At 64.8% G+C, this 15,637-nt stretch carries 15 protein-coding genes and 2 tRNA genes; 14 read left to right on the top strand and 3 right to left on the bottom strand.

What is annotated here, in order from left to right:
* Positions 1 to 81 precede the first annotated feature (81 nt).
* From FHW78_RS17180 to FHW78_RS17150, 7 genes are all read left to right on the top strand, one after another.
* Positions 82 to 639 (top strand): GspH/FimT family pseudopilin, encoded by a 558-nt coding sequence (locus tag FHW78_RS17180; protein ID WP_183643473.1) that lies wholly within the window; start codon positions 82 to 84, stop codon positions 637 to 639.
* A 16-nt stretch (positions 640 to 655) separates the two neighbouring features.
* On the top strand, positions 656 to 1,120 hold the full coding sequence (gene pilV, locus FHW78_RS17175; RefSeq protein ID WP_183644782.1) for a type IV pilus modification protein PilV: 465 nt from the start codon (positions 656 to 658) through the stop codon (positions 1,118 to 1,120).
* Positions 1,121 to 1,176: 56 nt separating this feature from the next.
* Complete coding sequence (locus FHW78_RS17170; RefSeq protein ID WP_218533628.1) at positions 1,177 to 2,124, top strand: PilW family protein; 948 nt, start codon at positions 1,177 to 1,179, stop codon at positions 2,122 to 2,124.
* A complete protein-coding gene (locus tag FHW78_RS17165; protein WP_183643467.1) occupies positions 2,121 to 2,663 on the top strand; it encodes a PilX N-terminal domain-containing pilus assembly protein in 543 nt (180 codons plus the stop codon). Before FHW78_RS17170 ends, FHW78_RS17165 begins: the two co-directional genes overlap by 4 nt.
* Positions 2,664 to 2,872: 209 nt before the next feature.
* On the top strand, positions 2,873 to 6,031 hold the full coding sequence (locus FHW78_RS17160; protein WP_255443330.1) for a PilC/PilY family type IV pilus protein: 3,159 nt from the start codon (positions 2,873 to 2,875) through the stop codon (positions 6,029 to 6,031).
* 26 nt (positions 6,032 to 6,057) lie between these two features.
* Positions 6,058 to 6,447: a type IV pilin protein gene (locus FHW78_RS17155; RefSeq protein WP_183643464.1), complete on the top strand. Its 390-nt coding sequence runs from the start codon at positions 6,058 to 6,060 to the stop codon at positions 6,445 to 6,447.
* A 155-nt stretch (positions 6,448 to 6,602) separates the two neighbouring features.
* Complete coding sequence (locus FHW78_RS17150) at positions 6,603 to 6,854, top strand: DUF1272 domain-containing protein (protein WP_183643461.1); 252 nt, start codon at positions 6,603 to 6,605, stop codon at positions 6,852 to 6,854.
* Between the two features lie 83 nt (positions 6,855 to 6,937).
* On the opposite strand, the gene FHW78_RS17145 is transcribed toward FHW78_RS17150, so the two are convergent.
* A tRNA-Asn gene (locus FHW78_RS17145) sits at positions 6,938 to 7,014 on the bottom strand.
* Positions 7,015 to 7,074: 60 nt separating this feature from the next.
* A complete protein-coding gene (locus FHW78_RS17140; RefSeq protein ID WP_183643457.1) occupies positions 7,075 to 7,644 on the bottom strand; it encodes a GspH/FimT family pseudopilin in 570 nt (189 codons plus the stop codon).
* Positions 7,645 to 7,796: 152 nt separating this feature from the next.
* Between FHW78_RS17140 and uvrB the strand changes: the two genes are divergently transcribed.
* The 4 genes from uvrB to infC all read left to right on the top strand — a co-directional run bounded on the left by uvrB (position 7,797) and on the right by infC (position 12,826).
* Positions 7,797 to 9,812 carry an excinuclease ABC subunit UvrB gene (uvrB, locus tag FHW78_RS17135; RefSeq protein ID WP_183643454.1) on the top strand — a complete coding sequence of 672 codons (2,016 nt, stop codon included), beginning with the start codon at positions 7,797 to 7,799 and terminating at the stop codon, positions 9,810 to 9,812.
* 189 nt (positions 9,813 to 10,001) lie between these two features.
* Positions 10,002 to 10,076 (top strand) — tRNA-Val (locus FHW78_RS17130).
* A gap of 276 nt (positions 10,077 to 10,352) precedes the next feature.
* Complete coding sequence (gene thrS, locus FHW78_RS17125) at positions 10,353 to 12,251, top strand: threonine--tRNA ligase (protein WP_183643451.1); 1,899 nt, start codon at positions 10,353 to 10,355, stop codon at positions 12,249 to 12,251.
* A 26-nt stretch (positions 12,252 to 12,277) separates the two neighbouring features.
* A complete protein-coding gene (gene infC, locus FHW78_RS17120) occupies positions 12,278 to 12,826 on the top strand; it encodes a translation initiation factor IF-3 (RefSeq protein WP_183643448.1) in 549 nt (182 codons plus the stop codon).
* A 125-nt stretch (positions 12,827 to 12,951) separates the two neighbouring features.
* Here the strand turns inward: infC and lepB are convergent, their stop codons facing one another.
* A complete protein-coding gene (gene lepB / locus FHW78_RS17115) occupies positions 12,952 to 13,575 on the bottom strand; it encodes a signal peptidase I (RefSeq protein ID WP_225562201.1) in 624 nt (207 codons plus the stop codon).
* Positions 13,576 to 13,864: 289 nt separating this feature from the next.
* On the opposite strand from lepB, the gene rpmI reads away from it, so the two are divergent.
* The 3 genes from rpmI to pheS all read left to right on the top strand — a co-directional run bounded on the left by rpmI (position 13,865) and on the right by pheS (position 15,584).
* Positions 13,865 to 14,062: a 50S ribosomal protein L35 gene (gene rpmI, locus FHW78_RS17110; RefSeq protein WP_141453658.1), complete on the top strand. Its 198-nt coding sequence runs from the start codon at positions 13,865 to 13,867 to the stop codon at positions 14,060 to 14,062.
* Between the two features lie 10 nt (positions 14,063 to 14,072).
* On the top strand, positions 14,073 to 14,432 hold the full coding sequence (gene rplT / locus FHW78_RS17105; RefSeq protein WP_183643442.1) for a 50S ribosomal protein L20: 360 nt from the start codon (positions 14,073 to 14,075) through the stop codon (positions 14,430 to 14,432).
* 141 nt (positions 14,433 to 14,573) lie between these two features.
* Positions 14,574 to 15,584: a phenylalanine--tRNA ligase subunit alpha gene (gene pheS, locus FHW78_RS17100; RefSeq protein ID WP_183643439.1), complete on the top strand. Its 1,011-nt coding sequence runs from the start codon at positions 14,574 to 14,576 to the stop codon at positions 15,582 to 15,584.
* The last annotated feature ends 53 nt before the right edge of the window (positions 15,585 to 15,637 follow it).

Raw genomic sequence — 15,637 nt, 5'->3', positions numbered from 1 at the left:
AACGCCGCCGCCCATCGGCTCCCGACTGGCGGTCGCGGCGCACCGGGTCTACGGTGCGCCTGCTCACCGGGGAAGCAACCTATGTCATCTGGATGCAAGCGTGAGGCCCGGAGATGGGCTGGCAGGGGTGCCGGCCAAGCGGGTTTCAGCCTGATTGAACTGCTCGTGACCGCGGCCGTGCTGGCCATCCTGGCGGCGGTGGCATCGCCGTACCTGCTGGCCGTGGTCAACAACAACCGGCTGGCCAGCGGGACCAACGAGATCATCGCGGCGTTCCAGCAGGCGCGCATGGAGGCCATCCGGCGCAATGGCAGCGTCTCGGTCTGCCGGACCACCGACGGCGCCACCTGCGCCAACGATGCCGGCAATTGGGGACGCTGGCTGGTGGTGGTGGCCAGCGACGGCGAGGTGCTTCGCTCGGGAACCGCGACCGCTCCGCTGCGCCTGAGCGGCGGGCAGGGAACGATCACCTTCCGTGCCGATGGTCTTGCCCGCACGGGGGGCGCCCTGGTTTCCGCCGACATCGTCACCGTCTGCATTCCCACCACGCAACCCGCGGAAAACCGTCGCGTCATCAACATGGGAAGCGGCAGCCGCATTTCCACCTCGTCGAACAATGGCAACGGCGTTTGTCCCTGAAACCATGGGCATTTCCATGAATCGATTGCGTCATGCTTTTCCCGCCAGAACGCAGCAGATCGGCGCGGGCCTGCTGGAAGTGCTGATCGCCGTGTTGATTCTCGGGGTCGGCCTGCTTGGCATCGCCGCGATGCAGGCAACCGCCCTGCGCAACAGCCAGAGTTCGCTCGAGCGCAGTCAGGCGATCATCCAGACCTACGCCATCCTGGATGCGATGCGGGCCAACATCGACGTCGCGCGGATCGGGGGATACAACCTCACCGCGATGACCTGCAATGCCCCCGATGGGGGTGCGTCGCTGGCCGCCACCGATCTGCACAACTGGATCCAGTCCCTGCACGCCACGATCGGTGAAACAACCTGCGGGCAGATCAATTGTGGCGGCGTGAGCTGCGAGATCACGGTGCAATGGGATGAATCGCGCAGTGCCCGCGGACAGGAAGAGACCACCCAGCAGGTCACCACGAGGACCCGGCTATGAGGCGCGTGCAACCCCAACGCCGGTTTTCCATCCGCGGCCTTTCGCTGGTGGAGTTGATGATCTCCATGCTGCTGGGCATGCTGGTCGCGGGCGCGGCCATCACCATCTTCATGAGCAACCGCGAGACCTATCGCGCGACCGACAACCTGGGACGCGTCCAAGAGAACCTTCGCACCTCGTTCGAGCTGATGGCACGCGACGTGCGCGAAGCCGGCGGCAACCCATGCGCCAACGACCTGCCCATAGCCAATGTGCTGAACGACCCGGCGGCGTCGTGGTGGTCCAACTGGAACGGCGGGCTGATCGGTTACGACGGCGGAACCGCGGCCCAGGGACTGAATACCGGTGGTGGCACCGCAGAGCGCGTCGCGGGCACGGATGCGATTGAAATCAAGGCCAGCGTCGACAGCAGCATCCGGGTGGTGGTCAAGATGCCCGAACCCTCGGCGGACATCGAGGTCAACACGACCACGGGCCTGCAGAACAACGACGTCATCATGATCTGCGATTTCAACCAGGCCTCGATCGTCCAGGTCACCCAGACCCCGGCCGGCCTCAAGATCCAGCACAACAGCGGTGCGGGCACACCGGGTAACTGCACCAAGCACCTGGGTTATCCGGTGGTCTGCACCAATGGTGCGGGCAACAGCCCCTACCTGTATGACCAGAACGCGGTCATCGCCGTGTATCGCGCCATGCAATGGTACGTCGGCAACAATGCGCGCGGGGGAAGATCGCTGTATCGCCGCACGCTGCGCTTCAACGGGGCCGCGCCCGAGGCCCAGGCCGAGGAAATCGCCGACGGCGTCACCGACATGCAACTGGAATACCTGGTGCGGGGGGACGATGAATATGTCGATGCGGACCCCAGTCCCGACTGGCCCAATGTGGTCGCGGTCAAGATCGTCCTGACCCTGCGAACCAACGAGAACGTCGGCACGGATGGCAACCCGATCAACCGCCGGCTCGAGCATACCGTGGCATTGAGGAACCGCGCGCCATGAATCGACAACATTCCACTCGAGGCCGGGGTGCCGGACGCCAGCGCGGCGCCACCCTGATCGTCGTGCTCATCCTGTTGCTGGTGATGACGTTGCTGGCCTTGGCGAGCATGCGCGGTACGCTGCTGGAGGAGCGCATGAGCGCCAACCAGCGCGATCGCAGTCTGTCTTTCCAGGCCGTCGAAGCCGCCCTGCGCGAAGGTGAGGCCATCGCCGCGCAGAAGCAGATATATGCGGCCGGATGCGCCAACGGACGCTGCGGCATCCCGGATCCCCAGGCAGCGCCGGTGTGGACCAGCGAGGACGTCTGGGCCGCGGCGCCGGTAGCGCAGACACAACTGGGCGACCAGACCGCGCAGCCGAAGTACATCATCGAGCTGCTGGCCACCAACGTGCCTCCCAAGGGCACCTGCACCACCACCGGCGACGTGTCGCTGACCAGCGGCTGCACGGGCACCGAGTACCGCTACCGCATCACCGCGCGCAGCCAGGCCAACGATCGTGCCGAAGTGCTGCTGCAATCCACTTACGCCGTGCCGTGACGGACATTCCTATGAACATCCCCAACAACAAACCGCGTGGAAACAGGAAGGGGAGCCGTGGTGGCCGCCTGTTGCCGATGCTGCTGGCCTGCGCGGCCACGCTTGTTTCGCTGCCCGGCGGGGCGATCACGGTTCCGGACGTGCCTTTGCAGTCTGGCCGGCCATACCCTCCGCCGAACATGATGTTCATCCTGGACGATTCCGGTTCTATGAACTTCATCGCCATGCCGCATGACGTGGCGGACCCCTGGGATCCGCAGCGCGACGATTACGGTGTGCGGATAGGGTTGCGCGACAACCTTGCCGACAAGTCCTATATCAACAACAGCATCTACTACAACCCGGCGGTGACGTACAACGCGTGGATGGGCGCCAATCGGTCCCGCTACACCGGCGGCACCACCTACGGTTCGGCCTACTGGAATCCCAGCGCGCTGACCGATGCCATCGACCTGGGGGAGCAGGTACAGACCTTCTTCGTGCCGAAGAATCCCGCCACGGCGACAACGGCCACCGGTCTCGGCGACTACTATCGTTTCCAGATCCTGACGGACGGGCGCATCATCCGTAGCGCCGTGGGTAGTAGCAACGATGCGAACGGCGTGGCGGATTCGGGTTGCGGCAACAACCGGAATGGCGGCTACGACAGCACCAACCGCGTTTATTGGCGAGCCTGCATGGTTACGACCCCGACCACGGGGCGTGATGCGGCCGCCGAGAAGATCAATTATGCGACCTGGTATTCCTATCACCGCACCCGCATGAAGGTCGCCAAGGCCGGCGCCAGCGAGGCATTCGCGCAGCTTGAAAGCAACATCCGCGTGGGCCTGGACACGCTCAACCGCAACATCAGCGGCCTGCCGTATTACATTCCCGTCGATTCCAGTGGCGGCCGGTTCGAAGGCGCCAACAAGACAACCTGGTTCACCTACCTGCAAACGGCGACGGGCGGTGGCAATACGCCATTGCGGCGCGCATTGCACCGGGCCGGACAGTATTTTTCGGGCCTGGCCACGGGGGCGCCCGATCCGATGGGACCGGTGGTCGAAGGTTCCATGCTGAGCTGCCGCCAGAATTTCACCATCCTGACCACCGACGGTTACTGGAACAGCGATTCGGGCTTCGATGCCGTCGGTGATGCGGATGGCACGGCGGGCCCTACCGTTACCGGTCCCAACGACAAGAGCTATACCTACGCGGTCGCCTCGCCCTACCGGGACAATTTCGCGACCTCGCCCGGCAGCCGGGGCAACACCCTGGCCGATATCGCCATGTACTACTGGAAGCGCGACCTGCGCGACCTGGAAAACGATGTCCCCGATTCGGACGACGATCCGGCGTTCTGGCAGCACATGGTCACCTTCGGCGTCTCCATCGGACAGAAGGGCACCCTGAATCCCACCCAGGCTACCCTGGATGCAATCACCAACGGCAGCACGCGCTGGCCGGACCCCATCAGCAACAGCGGCGCACAGCGCATCGACGATCTCTGGCACGCGGCGGTCAACGGGCGTGGCGATTTCATCGTGGCCAACAATACCCAGAACTTCGTCCAGGGCCTGCAGGATGCCATCAACACCATGGCCAAGCGCCAGGGGTCGGCATCCAACGTGACCGCCAACAGTACCTCGTTCGTCTCGGACACGCGTGTCTACCAGGCCAAGTACATGTCGGGCAGCTGGACCGGCGAGTTGTCCGCCTATGACGCCACCGCGGCGGGCGTGGCGCGAAACCCGGCCTGGGAGGCCTCGCGGCAGTTCCCGGTATGGAGTTCCCGCAGCATCTTCACCTGGACCGGGACCCAGGGGGCGACCTTCCCGACCAGCGGCCAGGTCACCCTGCTCAACCAGAGTTCGCGCCTGGTCGCTCCGGTCAATGGCACGGACAATGCCAACTACATCAAGGGCGACGCGTCGCGCGAGCGCAAGAACACCAATGGCACCCTGCGCAACCGGGATGTGCTGCTGGGCGACATCGTCAACTCGTCGCCGATGTACGTGAAGGACAGCGAGACGATCTTCGTGGGCGCCAACGACGGCATGCTGCACGCATTCTCGGCCATCAGCGTGGGTAGCGGCAATAATGCGATTCCGGGAGGGCGGGAGCTGTTCGCCTACGTTCCGGCCGGGGTGAACTTCACCGACCTGGCTTCGCTGAGCAACCCGAACTACCAGCACAAGTACTTCGTGGATGGCCCGATCGTGGTATCCACCCGCGCGCAGACCGGCGGCCGCAACTACCTGGTTGGCGCGCTCGGGCGCGGCGGCAAGGGCCTGTTCGGGCTGGACGTCACCGACCCCGCGCGCTTCCGCGCCACCGACGTGAAGTGGGAACTCACCAGCGGTACCCATATGGGCAACGTCCTGGGCGAGCCGCTCATCGTCACGCTGAATGACGCCAACCACACCAAGGCCATCGTGGTCGGCAACGGCATCAACAGCACCAGCGGCAATGCGGTCCTGTTCGTGATCAACATCGCTACCGGCGCCGTTATCCAGACCATCGATACCGGCGTGAGCGGCGACAACGGCATGGCCGCGCCGCGTGGCTGGGACGAAAATGGCGACGGCACGGTCGACTACATCTATGCCGGCGACATGCGCGGCAATCTGTGGAAATTCGACTTCACCGGTGCGACCGCTTCGATCGCCTTCAGCGGCCAACCGATGTTCACCACCGCTTCCGGCCAGCCGATCACGACGGGTCTCGCGCTTGCTCGCGAGCCGCAGTCGGGACGGCGCTGGGTATTCGTCGGCACCGGCAGCTTCATCAGCGAAGACGACGTGGACAACACGACGACCCAGTCCGTGTACGCGCTCATCGACAGTTCGAGCGAGCCGATTGGGCGTGACGACCTGATCAGCCGGGACATCGTGGTGACCGGCACGATGAATGGCTCCGTGGTGCGCGGCTTCGAAACCCATGGTGGCCTGGTGGACACCGCGAAGGGCTGGTACCTCAACCTGGGCACGCCCACCGCGGGCGAGCGCGTGGTGAGTCGACCCGCGATCCTGGGCAAGGTGCTGATCTTCAGCAGCATCATCCCGCCACAGGATGACAACCCCTGCGCCGCCGGCGGTTCCGGCTTCCTGAACGCGATCGATGCGTTCACCGGTACCAGCACCAGCAAGACGTTCTTCGATGCCAACAATGACGGTACCGTCAACAGCTCCGATCAGATCGCGAATGGCAATACACGATTGCCGGTGGGATCGTTCGATCCGGGCGTCGGCATGCCGACACTGCCGACGGTGATCGACAAGTTGATGGTGGTGGGCGGCTCGAAGGGCACGCTGAACGATACCGCGATCGATCCCGACATGGGCGCACCCAGACGGGTCTCGTGGCGCGAGATTGTCCGTGACTAGCCAAGTTCGAACCTGAGGAAACCGGAATGAAGCAACGAGGATTCTCCCTGCTCGAACTGCTGATCGTGCTGGCTATCACCGCCATCCTGGCGACGATTGCCTACGCCAGTTATCGGGATCAGGTCATCAAGTCACGGCGATCGGCGGGCGCCGCCTGCCTGCAGGAACGGGCCCAGTACCTGGAGCGTTTTTACACGACGAATATGACCTACCGGGAAGCTCCACTCGGTGAGTGCGATGCGGAAGTGGCGCAGTTCTACAATATTGAACCGGTCGGCGATTTCGACGACACCAGTTATGCGATCGAGGCTGTTCCGACAGAAGATCAGCCGGATCCCAAATGCGGCACGCTCACGCTGAACTCCAGAGGAGAGAAGGGCGAGAGCGGAACCGGGACGGTGGCGGATTGCTGGTGACACGCGCCGCGGGCCGCTGGCCCGCCGTCGCGTCAAGGGGATGAAGCACGGGCACGGCGTGGTCGTCGCGCTTTGCCGACAGGAGTTGACACGCGACCATCCATCCGTGCGCGGCGGGATACGATTTCCCGGAGCGCCCGACCTCGGTACGAGCCATGCTTGAACTGCGCCCTTTTTGCGAATGCTGCGGAAAAGCGCTGCCGCCGGAATCGCCGGAAGCGGTCATCTGCACCTTCGAATGCACATTCTGCATGGACTGCGCCCGCGAGGTGTTGAACGGGATATGCCCCAATTGCGGCGGCAACTTCAGCGCGCGTCCCATACGCCCGGCGCATCTGCTGGCCAAGTACCCGCCGTCGGAAATACGCGTTGTCAAGGCAGGTGGTTGCCGGTCACGGCCGGAATAGGGCGGCGACTCCGCGGATGCGCCGCATTGCGGCATATGCCGGCCCAACAAAAAAGCCCCGCATCGCTGCGAGGCTTTCGAATCTGGCGCCCGAAGTTGGACTCGAACCAACGACCCCCTGATTAACAGTCAAGTGCTCTAACCGGCTGAGCTATTCGGGCGGGGTCCGCTATTGTAATCAGGCCCGCGGGAGCGGGGCAAGTCTCCGGGGCCTGGCGGGCTCAGGGCGGGCAGGTCTCGCCACCGCCGTTGCGGCGGCTGCGCGCGCGGCCCGCGTTGTTGACGATGACTTCCGTCATCAGGCGTTCCTGCAGGCAGATCCGGACGGTCAGGTTGCTGCCCGTGCTCATGCCGTTCGGCAGGTAGCGCAGCTGCGGCCGCCCGGAAGAGGAGCGGATCCTGAAAGCGTCCGGAAGCGACACAGCCTCGTGACGCAGCAGGTCTTCCGGGAGGTTGGGCTGGCGGTCGCCATCCGGGTCGAAGAACATCAGCCAGCCGTGGCTCCAGTCGCCGTCCTGGCGGCAGCCACTGTCGGGACCATTCGAAGGACAGACGGCGGTGATCCTGCGGTGACTGACGGCGGTCAGGCGGGCGCTGGCGAAGTGCGACAGCAGCAGGTTGCGCGTGGCGTCGGCGCGCCATTGCTGGGTCATCTGCAGGTACGAGGGCAGGCCCAGGCCAAGGAGCAGGCAGGCGATGGCCATGGTGGCCGCCAGTTCCAGCAGGGTCACCCCTCGCTGCGAACGGCCCGTGTCGGTTGGGAAGGTGATATCGGCGCGCGTCCGGCGCATGGGGTCTCCTGACATCCGTGCAAGGGTTGTTCAGGTTTGTCCAGGCGCGGATCGCGTGCCATCGGACGGCGCCGTGAGGCCGGGTAGGAAATCTACCCGGCGTCGGTCATCGTCGGATGGCTATACTCAGCGATCGCTTTCGGGATGCCCCCATGACCGACCGCTTCCAACTCGTTTCGCCTTACTCTCCGGCCGGCGATCAACCGCAGGCCATCCGGAAACTCGTGGAGAATTTCGAATCCGGCCTCGCCAAGCAGACCCTGCTGGGCGTGACCGGTTCCGGCAAGACCTACACCGTCGCCAACGTGGTCCAGGCGGTACAGAAACCGACCCTGGTGATGGCGCCGAACAAGACCCTGGCGGCGCAGTTGTACGGCGAGTTCAAGTCGTTCTTCCCGCACAACGCGGTGGAATACTTCGTCAGCTACTACGACTACTACCAGCCCGAAGCCTACGTGCCGTCGTCGGATACCTTCATCGAGAAGGACAGTTCGATCAACGAGCACATCGAACAGATGCGGCTGTCGGCGACCAAGGCGTTGCTGTCCCGTCCCGACGCGCTGGTGGTGGCCACGGTCTCGGCGATCTACGGCCTCGGCGCGCCCGAGGACTACCTGTCGCTGCGCCTGATCCTGTCGCTGGGCGAGCACATGGACCAGCGCCAGCTGATCAAGCACCTGACAGAGCTGCAATACACCCGCAACGAGTACGAACTGCAGCGCGGCACCTTCCGGGTGCGGGGCGAGGTCATCGACGTGCATCCGGCCGAAAGCGACAGCGAGGCGCTGCGCATCGAATTGTTCGACGGCGACGTGGAGAACCTGACCCTGTTCGACCCGCTGACCGGCGAAACCCTGCGCAAGCTGCAACGCTACACGGTCTATCCGAAGACCCACTACGCGACCACCCGCGACCGCGTGCTGACCGCCATCGACACCATCAAGATCGAGTTGAAGGAGCGGCTGGAGCTCTTGTACGCGCAGAACAAGCTGGTCGAGGCCCAGCGCCTGGCCCAGCGCACCCAGTTCGACCTGGAGATGATGGCCGAGGTCGGCTACTGCTCGGGCATCGAAAACTACTCCCGCCACCTGACCGGCAAGGCGCCCGGCGAGCCGCCGCCGACGCTGTTCGACTACCTGCCGGCCGACGCGCTGCTGGTCATCGACGAATCGCACGTGACCATTCCCCAGATCGGCGCCATGTACAAGGGCGATCGCTCGCGCAAGGAGACCCTGGTCGAGTTCGGTTTCCGCCTGCCGTCGGCACTGGACAACCGGCCGCTGCGGTTCGAGGAGTGGGAAGAGCGCTCGCCGCGCAGCATCTACGTGTCGGCCACCCCGGGGCCCTACGAACTGCGCGAGTCCAACGGCGAAATCGTCGAACTGGTAGTGCGCCCGACCGGCCTGGTCGACCCCGAGGTGGAAATCCGCCCGGTCGGCACCCAGGTCGACGACCTGCTGTCGGAAATCAACCTGCGGGTGTCCTGGGGCGATCGCGTGCTGGTCACCACCCTGACCAAGCGGATGGCCGAGAACCTGACCGAGTATCTCGGCGAGCACGGCGTGAAGGTGCGCTACCTGCACTCGGACGTGGACACGGTGGAGCGGGTGGAAATCATCCGCGACCTGCGCCTGGGCAAGTTCGACGTGCTGGTCGGCATCAACCTGCTGCGCGAAGGCCTGGACATGCCGGAAGTGTCGCTGGTGGCGATCCTGGATGCCGACAAGGAGGGCTTCCTGCGTTCGACCGGTTCGCTGATCCAGACCATCGGCCGCGCGGCCCGCAACCTGCGCGGCAAGGCCATCCTGTACGCGGACAAGATCACCCGTTCGATGCAGGCGGCGATCGACGAGACCAGCCGCCGCCGGGAAAAGCAGCTGGAATACAACGTCGAGCACGGCATCACCCCCAAATCGGTGGCCAAGCCCATCGTCGACATCCTGGAGGGCGCCCGCACCGAAGTCGCCGAGGCCAGATCGGGACGCGGCAAGCGCAGGGTGGCGGAGGAAAGGAGCGAGTACGCCGTCCTGGATCCCGCCCAGGCGGTGGCCCGGATCAAGACGCTGGAGCAGCAGATGTACCAGCACGCCCGTGATCTGGAGTTCGAGGATGCCGCCCGCCTGCGCGACGAGATCCGCAAGCTCAAGGAGGCCAGCCTGGCGGGCTGAGACGGCCGGCGGGGCGGAAGCGGCAGGGTGGTGCGGCGGTTGCCTAGAAGCCGCGCAATCCGATGGATGCCCGGGCCGCCTGTCGCCTGTTGCCCATGATGGGGCGGGTGTTTCCGCGGTGTTGCGGGGACATGGTTGTCGGCGCACCGGTTTCCGGGCTAGAATTCGCGCCCCTGCAAAGGGCAGACCGGGCGGTTAGCTCAGCGGTAGAGCACTACCTTGACATGGTAGGGGTCACAGGTTCGAACCCTGTACCGCCCACCACGCTTCCAGAGCGTGGGTTCGAAGTCCTCCTTTGTACGCCACTCCGATATCACGAGGTGGCCCGCGGAAACGCTGGCCGAGCGTGCGACATGAGCACTACCACCGCCTGAATCCGGTACTGCCCGAGGCACTGCATCCCGTAGGCGCCCTCGTGGCGCTTTTTTGTTGGCCGCGAAGCGGCCACGGGATTCGGGAATCGAGATTGGGGATTCGCTGTATCAGTTCCCGCTCGCTTCTGCGAATCCCGATTCCCCATTCCCGAATCCCGGCCTTCCAATGATCACGATCACGCTTCCCGACGGCAGCAGCCGCCAGTTCGAAAAACCCGTTTCCGTCATGCAGGTGGCCCAGTCCATTGGCGCGGGCCTGGCCAAGGCCACCCTGGCCGGCGCGGTCGACGGCCGCCTGGTCGATGCCAGCGACGTCATCGATCACGATGCCAGCCTGCGCATCATCACGCCCAAGGACGAGGAGGGCCTGGAAATCATCCGCCACTCCTGCGCGCACCTGGTCGGCCACGCGGTCAAGCAGCTGTATCCGGAAGTGAAGATGGTCATCGGCCCGGTCATCGCCGAGGGTTTCTACTACGACATCTACAGCGAGCGCCCGTTCACGCCGGAGGACATGGCCGCGATCGAGCAGCGCATGCAGGAGCTGATCGCGCAGGACTACGACGTCATCAAGAAGATGACGCCGCGCGAGGACGTCATCCAGGTCTTCAAGTCCCGCGGCGAGGACTACAAGCTGCGCCTGATCGACGACATGCCGGAAGAGAAGGCAATGGGCCTGTACTACCACCAGGAGTACGTGGACATGTGCCGCGGCCCGCACGTGCCCAACACGCGCTTCCTGAAGGCGTTCAAGCTCACCCGCATCTCCGGCGCCTACTGGCGCGGCGACGCCAAGAACGAGCAGCTGCAGCGCATCTACGGCACGGCCTGGGCCGACAAGAAGCAGCTCGACGCCTACATCACACGGATGGAGGAAGCCGAGAAGCGCGATCACCGCCGCATCGGCAAGCAGCAGAACCTGTTCCACCTGCAGGAAGAGGCGCCCGGCCTGGTGTTCTGGCACCCGAAGGGCTGGGCCATCTGGCAGGTGGTCGAGCAGTACATGCGCAAGGTCTACCGCGACAGCGGCTACGGCGAAGTGCGCTGCCCGCAGATCCTGGACGTGTCGCTGTGGCAGAAGTCCGGCCACTGGGACAACTACCAGGAAAACATGTTCTTCACCGAGTCGGAGAAGCGCACGTACGCGGTCAAGCCGATGAACTGCCCGGGCCATGTCCAGGTGTTCAACCAGGGCCTGCACAGCTACCGCGACCTGCCGATCCGCTATGGCGAGTTCGGCTCCTGCCACCGCAACGAGCCATCCGGCGCCCTGCACGGCATCCTGCGCGTGCGCGGCTTCACCCAGGACGATGGCCACGTCTTCTGCACGGAAGAGCAGATCGAGTCCGAAGTGACCGCCTTCCACCAGCAGGCGCTGGCGGTCTACCGGCATTTCGGCTTCGACGAGATCCAGATCAAGATCGCCCTGCGGCCGGAGAAGCGCCTGGGCGACGACGCCACCTGGGACAAGGCCGAGGACGCCTTGCGGGCGGCCCTGCGCAATTGCGGGGTGGAGTGGAAGGAACTGCCCGGCGAGGGCGCCTTCTATGGCCCCAAGATCGAGTACCACCTGAAGGACGCCATCGGACGGACCTGGCAGCTGGGCACGATGCAGGTGGATTTCATGATGCCGGGCCGGCTGGGCGCCGAGTACGTGGACGAGAACAGCCAGCGCCGCCATCCGGTCATGCTGCACCGCGCCATCGTGGGGTCCATGGAGCGCTTCATCGGCATCCTGATCGAGCACCATGCCGGGGCCTTCCCGGCCTGGCTGGCCCCCCAGCAGGCCGTCGTAATGAACATTACCGACGCCCAGGCCGATTATGTGGACGAGGTCCGGAAAACCCTTGCAAATCAAGGCTTCCGGGTGACGGCCGATTTGCGGAACGAAAAAATCGGCTTTAAGATCCGCGAGCACACGCTGCAGCGGGTCCCGTACCTGCTCGTGGTCGGAGACCGCGAGAAGGAAAATGGCGCCGTTGCCGTTCGCACGCGTTCAGGTGAGGATTTGGGCACAATGTCCGTGGCCGACTTCGCCGAGCGCCTGCGCAGCGAGGGCGCGTAAAGGGTCCGGCCCCGGTTGGGGCCGGCATGATTCTCTCTGGAGACCGCAACATCAGCACCCCTGACAACAAGCAAAACCGCAAGAACCACGAAATCCGCGTGCCGCGCGTGCGCGTGATCGGTTCCGATGGCGAAATGATCGGCGTGCTCACGCGCGACGAGGCATTGTCGATGGCCGAGGACGAAGGCCTGGATCTGGTCGAGATCCAGCCCAACGCCGAACCGCCGGTCTGCAAGATCATGGACTTCGGCAAGTTCAAGTTCGAGCAGCAGAAGAAGGCGAACGAGGCCAAGAAGAAGCAGAAGCAGGTCGAGATCAAGGAACTCAAGTTCCGGCCGGTCACCGACGAAGGCGACTACCAGATCAAGATGCGCAACATCCGCCGCTTCCTGGAAGAAGGCGACAAGGTCAAGGTCAACATCCGCTTCCGTGGCCGTGAGATGAGCCATCAGGAACTGGGTCGCGAAATGGCCGCACGCATCGAGGCCGAACTGGGCGACGAGATCGTCATCGAATCGCGTCCGCGCCTGGAAGGCCGGCAGATGGTGATGATGATCGCTCCCAAGAAGAAGTGACCTTCCGCGCCATGGGCGCGAAGGCCATGTCGTTGTTTCCTTCTCCCCTCCGGGAAGAAGGGGAAAAGAGCGCCGCGAGGCGCTCTTCTCGTTTTCGTGACGGGAGTGCGGCGGAGGCGCGTTGCTTACAGCCGCTGCCAGCCGAATCCGTCATCGCGGCGGTAATACACCGCCACCGCGCGGCCATAGACCTTGTCGGCGTCGACGAAGCCGAAGAAGCGGCCATCGAGACTGTTGCCGCGGTGATCGCCAAGTACCAGCAGCTTGCCGGCCGGCACCACCATGCCGTGGATGTCGGGGCCGCCGCCAAGATCGAGATCGAGGCGGGCGGCGCGGGTGCCGAAATCCTCGCGGGGCATGGCGCCGTCGAGCCTCAGCGGGCGGCCGTTGATGCTCAGATGGCCGTCCCGCAGGTCCACGCGGTCGCCGGCCACCGCCGCCACGCGCTTGATCAGGCGCGTGCCGTCCGCCGGGGAGTCGAACACGGCCACGTCGCCGCGCTGCGGGGTACCCGCGGCCAGCAGGGTGTGCGAGGTGAACGGCAGGCGCAGGCCATAGGCGCGCATGTCCACCACCACCCGGTCGCCCGGTTGCAGGGTCGGCTGCATCGACCCGCTGGGTACGCGGTAGTGGTTGGCCAAGGTGTCGCGGGCGGCAAGGAGCAGGCCGAGCATGGCCAGCACGGGCAGGGCTTCCTTCTTCAGCCAGGCCCGGGCGCGCGGCCCCGGCGTTCGGGATACGGTCTGCAAGCTTGCCGCTCCATGGGACGAGGCCGGCTTGGACCGGTCGCCGGGCGGTGAGTTCCTGTACGCCGGCGCGGGGGCCGAAGGCGCGGCCGAACCCGCTGATTTGCAAGGGAAACCAAGTCCCGGCATAATGTGCGGCCCGGTTCTCCGGGATTGGCTGCTCGCAGCCCAGGACCCGCTGTTTATTCCATTTGGAATCAATGGCTTACAAGCCGACTGGGGCATGGATGGAAAGCGTGGCACGAAGTGCCGCCGCCCAGGTCAGTGACATAAACCCATCAAGGACATCGCAATGCCCAAGATCAAGACCCACCGGGCGGCGGCCAAGCGTTTCCGCAAGACCGCCTCCGGCAAGTACAAGGCTGGCCACGCCAACCGCAGCCACATCCTCACCAAGAAAGCGACCAAGCGTAAGCGCGGCCTGCGTGCGACGAACATTGTTCGCGCCGAGGACAGCAGCCGTCTGGACCGCATGCTTCCCTACCTCTGAGGACTGAACCATGGCACGAGTTAAGCGTGGCGTGACGGCGCGTCGCCGTCACAAGAAAGTTCTCCACCTGGCCAAGGGCTACTACAACGCCCGTCGCAAGGTTTTCCGCGTCGCCAAGCAGGCGGTCATCAAGGCGCAGCAGTACGCCTACATCGGCCGCAAGCAGAAGAAGCGCAACTTCCGTTCGCTGTGGATCACCCGCATCAACGCGGCGGCCCGCATCAACGGCCTGAGCTACAGCCGCTTCATGAACGGCCTGCAGAAGGCTGGCATCACCCTGGACCGCAAGGTGCTGGCGGACATCGCCGTGCACGATGCGACGGGTTTTGCGGCCCTGGCTGAAAAGGCGAAGGGCGCACTCGCAGCCTAAGCTGCGATCTCCACCGTAAACGCAGTACCGGCAGTTCACCGCCGAACACGTGGGGAAGGGCGCGAGTCCTTCCCCATTGTTTTTTGTGGTCCCGGATTCGATTCCGGGCCACGGACAAGCCGAACCTCATCTGGACGATCCATGAGCGACATCGAATCCCTGTCCACCCAGGCGCTGGCCGACATCGCCGCCGCGCAGACACCGGACGCGCTGGAACACCTGCGTGTCGCGCTGCTGGGCAAGAGCGGCAGCGTCACCGCGCAACTCAAGCAACTGGGCACCCTGCCGGCCGAACAGCGCAAGAGCGCCGGTGAAGCCATCAACCGCGTCCGCGACGCCATCGGCGATGCCCTGGGGGCCCGCAGGACGGTACTGGAAGACGCGGTACTGGATGCGCGCCTGTCCAGCGAAACCATCGACGTCAGCCTGCCGGGCCGCAACGGTTTCCGCGGTGGCCTGCATCCGATCAGCCGGACGCTGGAACGCATCGCCGAGATCTTCGGGCGGCTGGGCTATGAGCTGGCCGACGGTCCGGAGATCGAGGACGACTGGCACAACTTCGAGGCGCTCAACTTCCCGCCGCACCACCCGGCGCGCGCCATGCACGACACCTTCTATTTCGGTGACGGTCGCCTGTTGCGCACCCATACCTCGGGCGTGCAGGTCCGCTACATGGACAACCTGCTGAAAGCAGGCCACCAGCCGCCGCTGCGCATGATCGCCGCCGGCAAGGTCTACCGCAGCGACAGCGACCAGACCCACTCGCCGATGTTCCACCAGGTGGAAGGCCTGCTGGTGGACGAGCATTCGACCTTCGCCGATCTGAAGGGCACCCTGGCCGAATTCGTGCGTGCATTCTTCGAGCGCGATTTCCAGATGCGCTTCCGTCCGAGCTACTTCCCGTTCGTGGAACCGGGCGCGGAGGTCGACATCGCCTGGCAGCAGCCCGACGGCAGTGTCCGCTGGCTGGAAGTGCTGGGCTGCGGCATGGTGCATCCGAACGTGCTGCGCAACTGCGGCATCGATCCCGAGCGCTATACCGGCTTTGCCTTCGGCATGGGCGTGGAGCGTTTCGCGATGCTGCGATACGGCGTCAACGACCTGCGCGCGTTCTTCGACAATGACGTCAGGTTCCTGCGGCAGTTTGCGTAGGGAGGGCCTCGGCCCACCGGTGTGGAAGCGATGATGCGGCGATGCTTCGGCAC

The sequence above is a fragment of the Pseudoxanthomonas sp. OG2 genome, assembly GCF_014192765.1.
GTDB lineage: Bacteria > Pseudomonadota > Gammaproteobacteria > Xanthomonadales > Xanthomonadaceae > Pseudoxanthomonas_A > Pseudoxanthomonas_A beigongshangi.
Note: the sequence above shows the minus strand (reverse complement) of the source record. Positions and strands in the feature narration are given on the sequence as shown.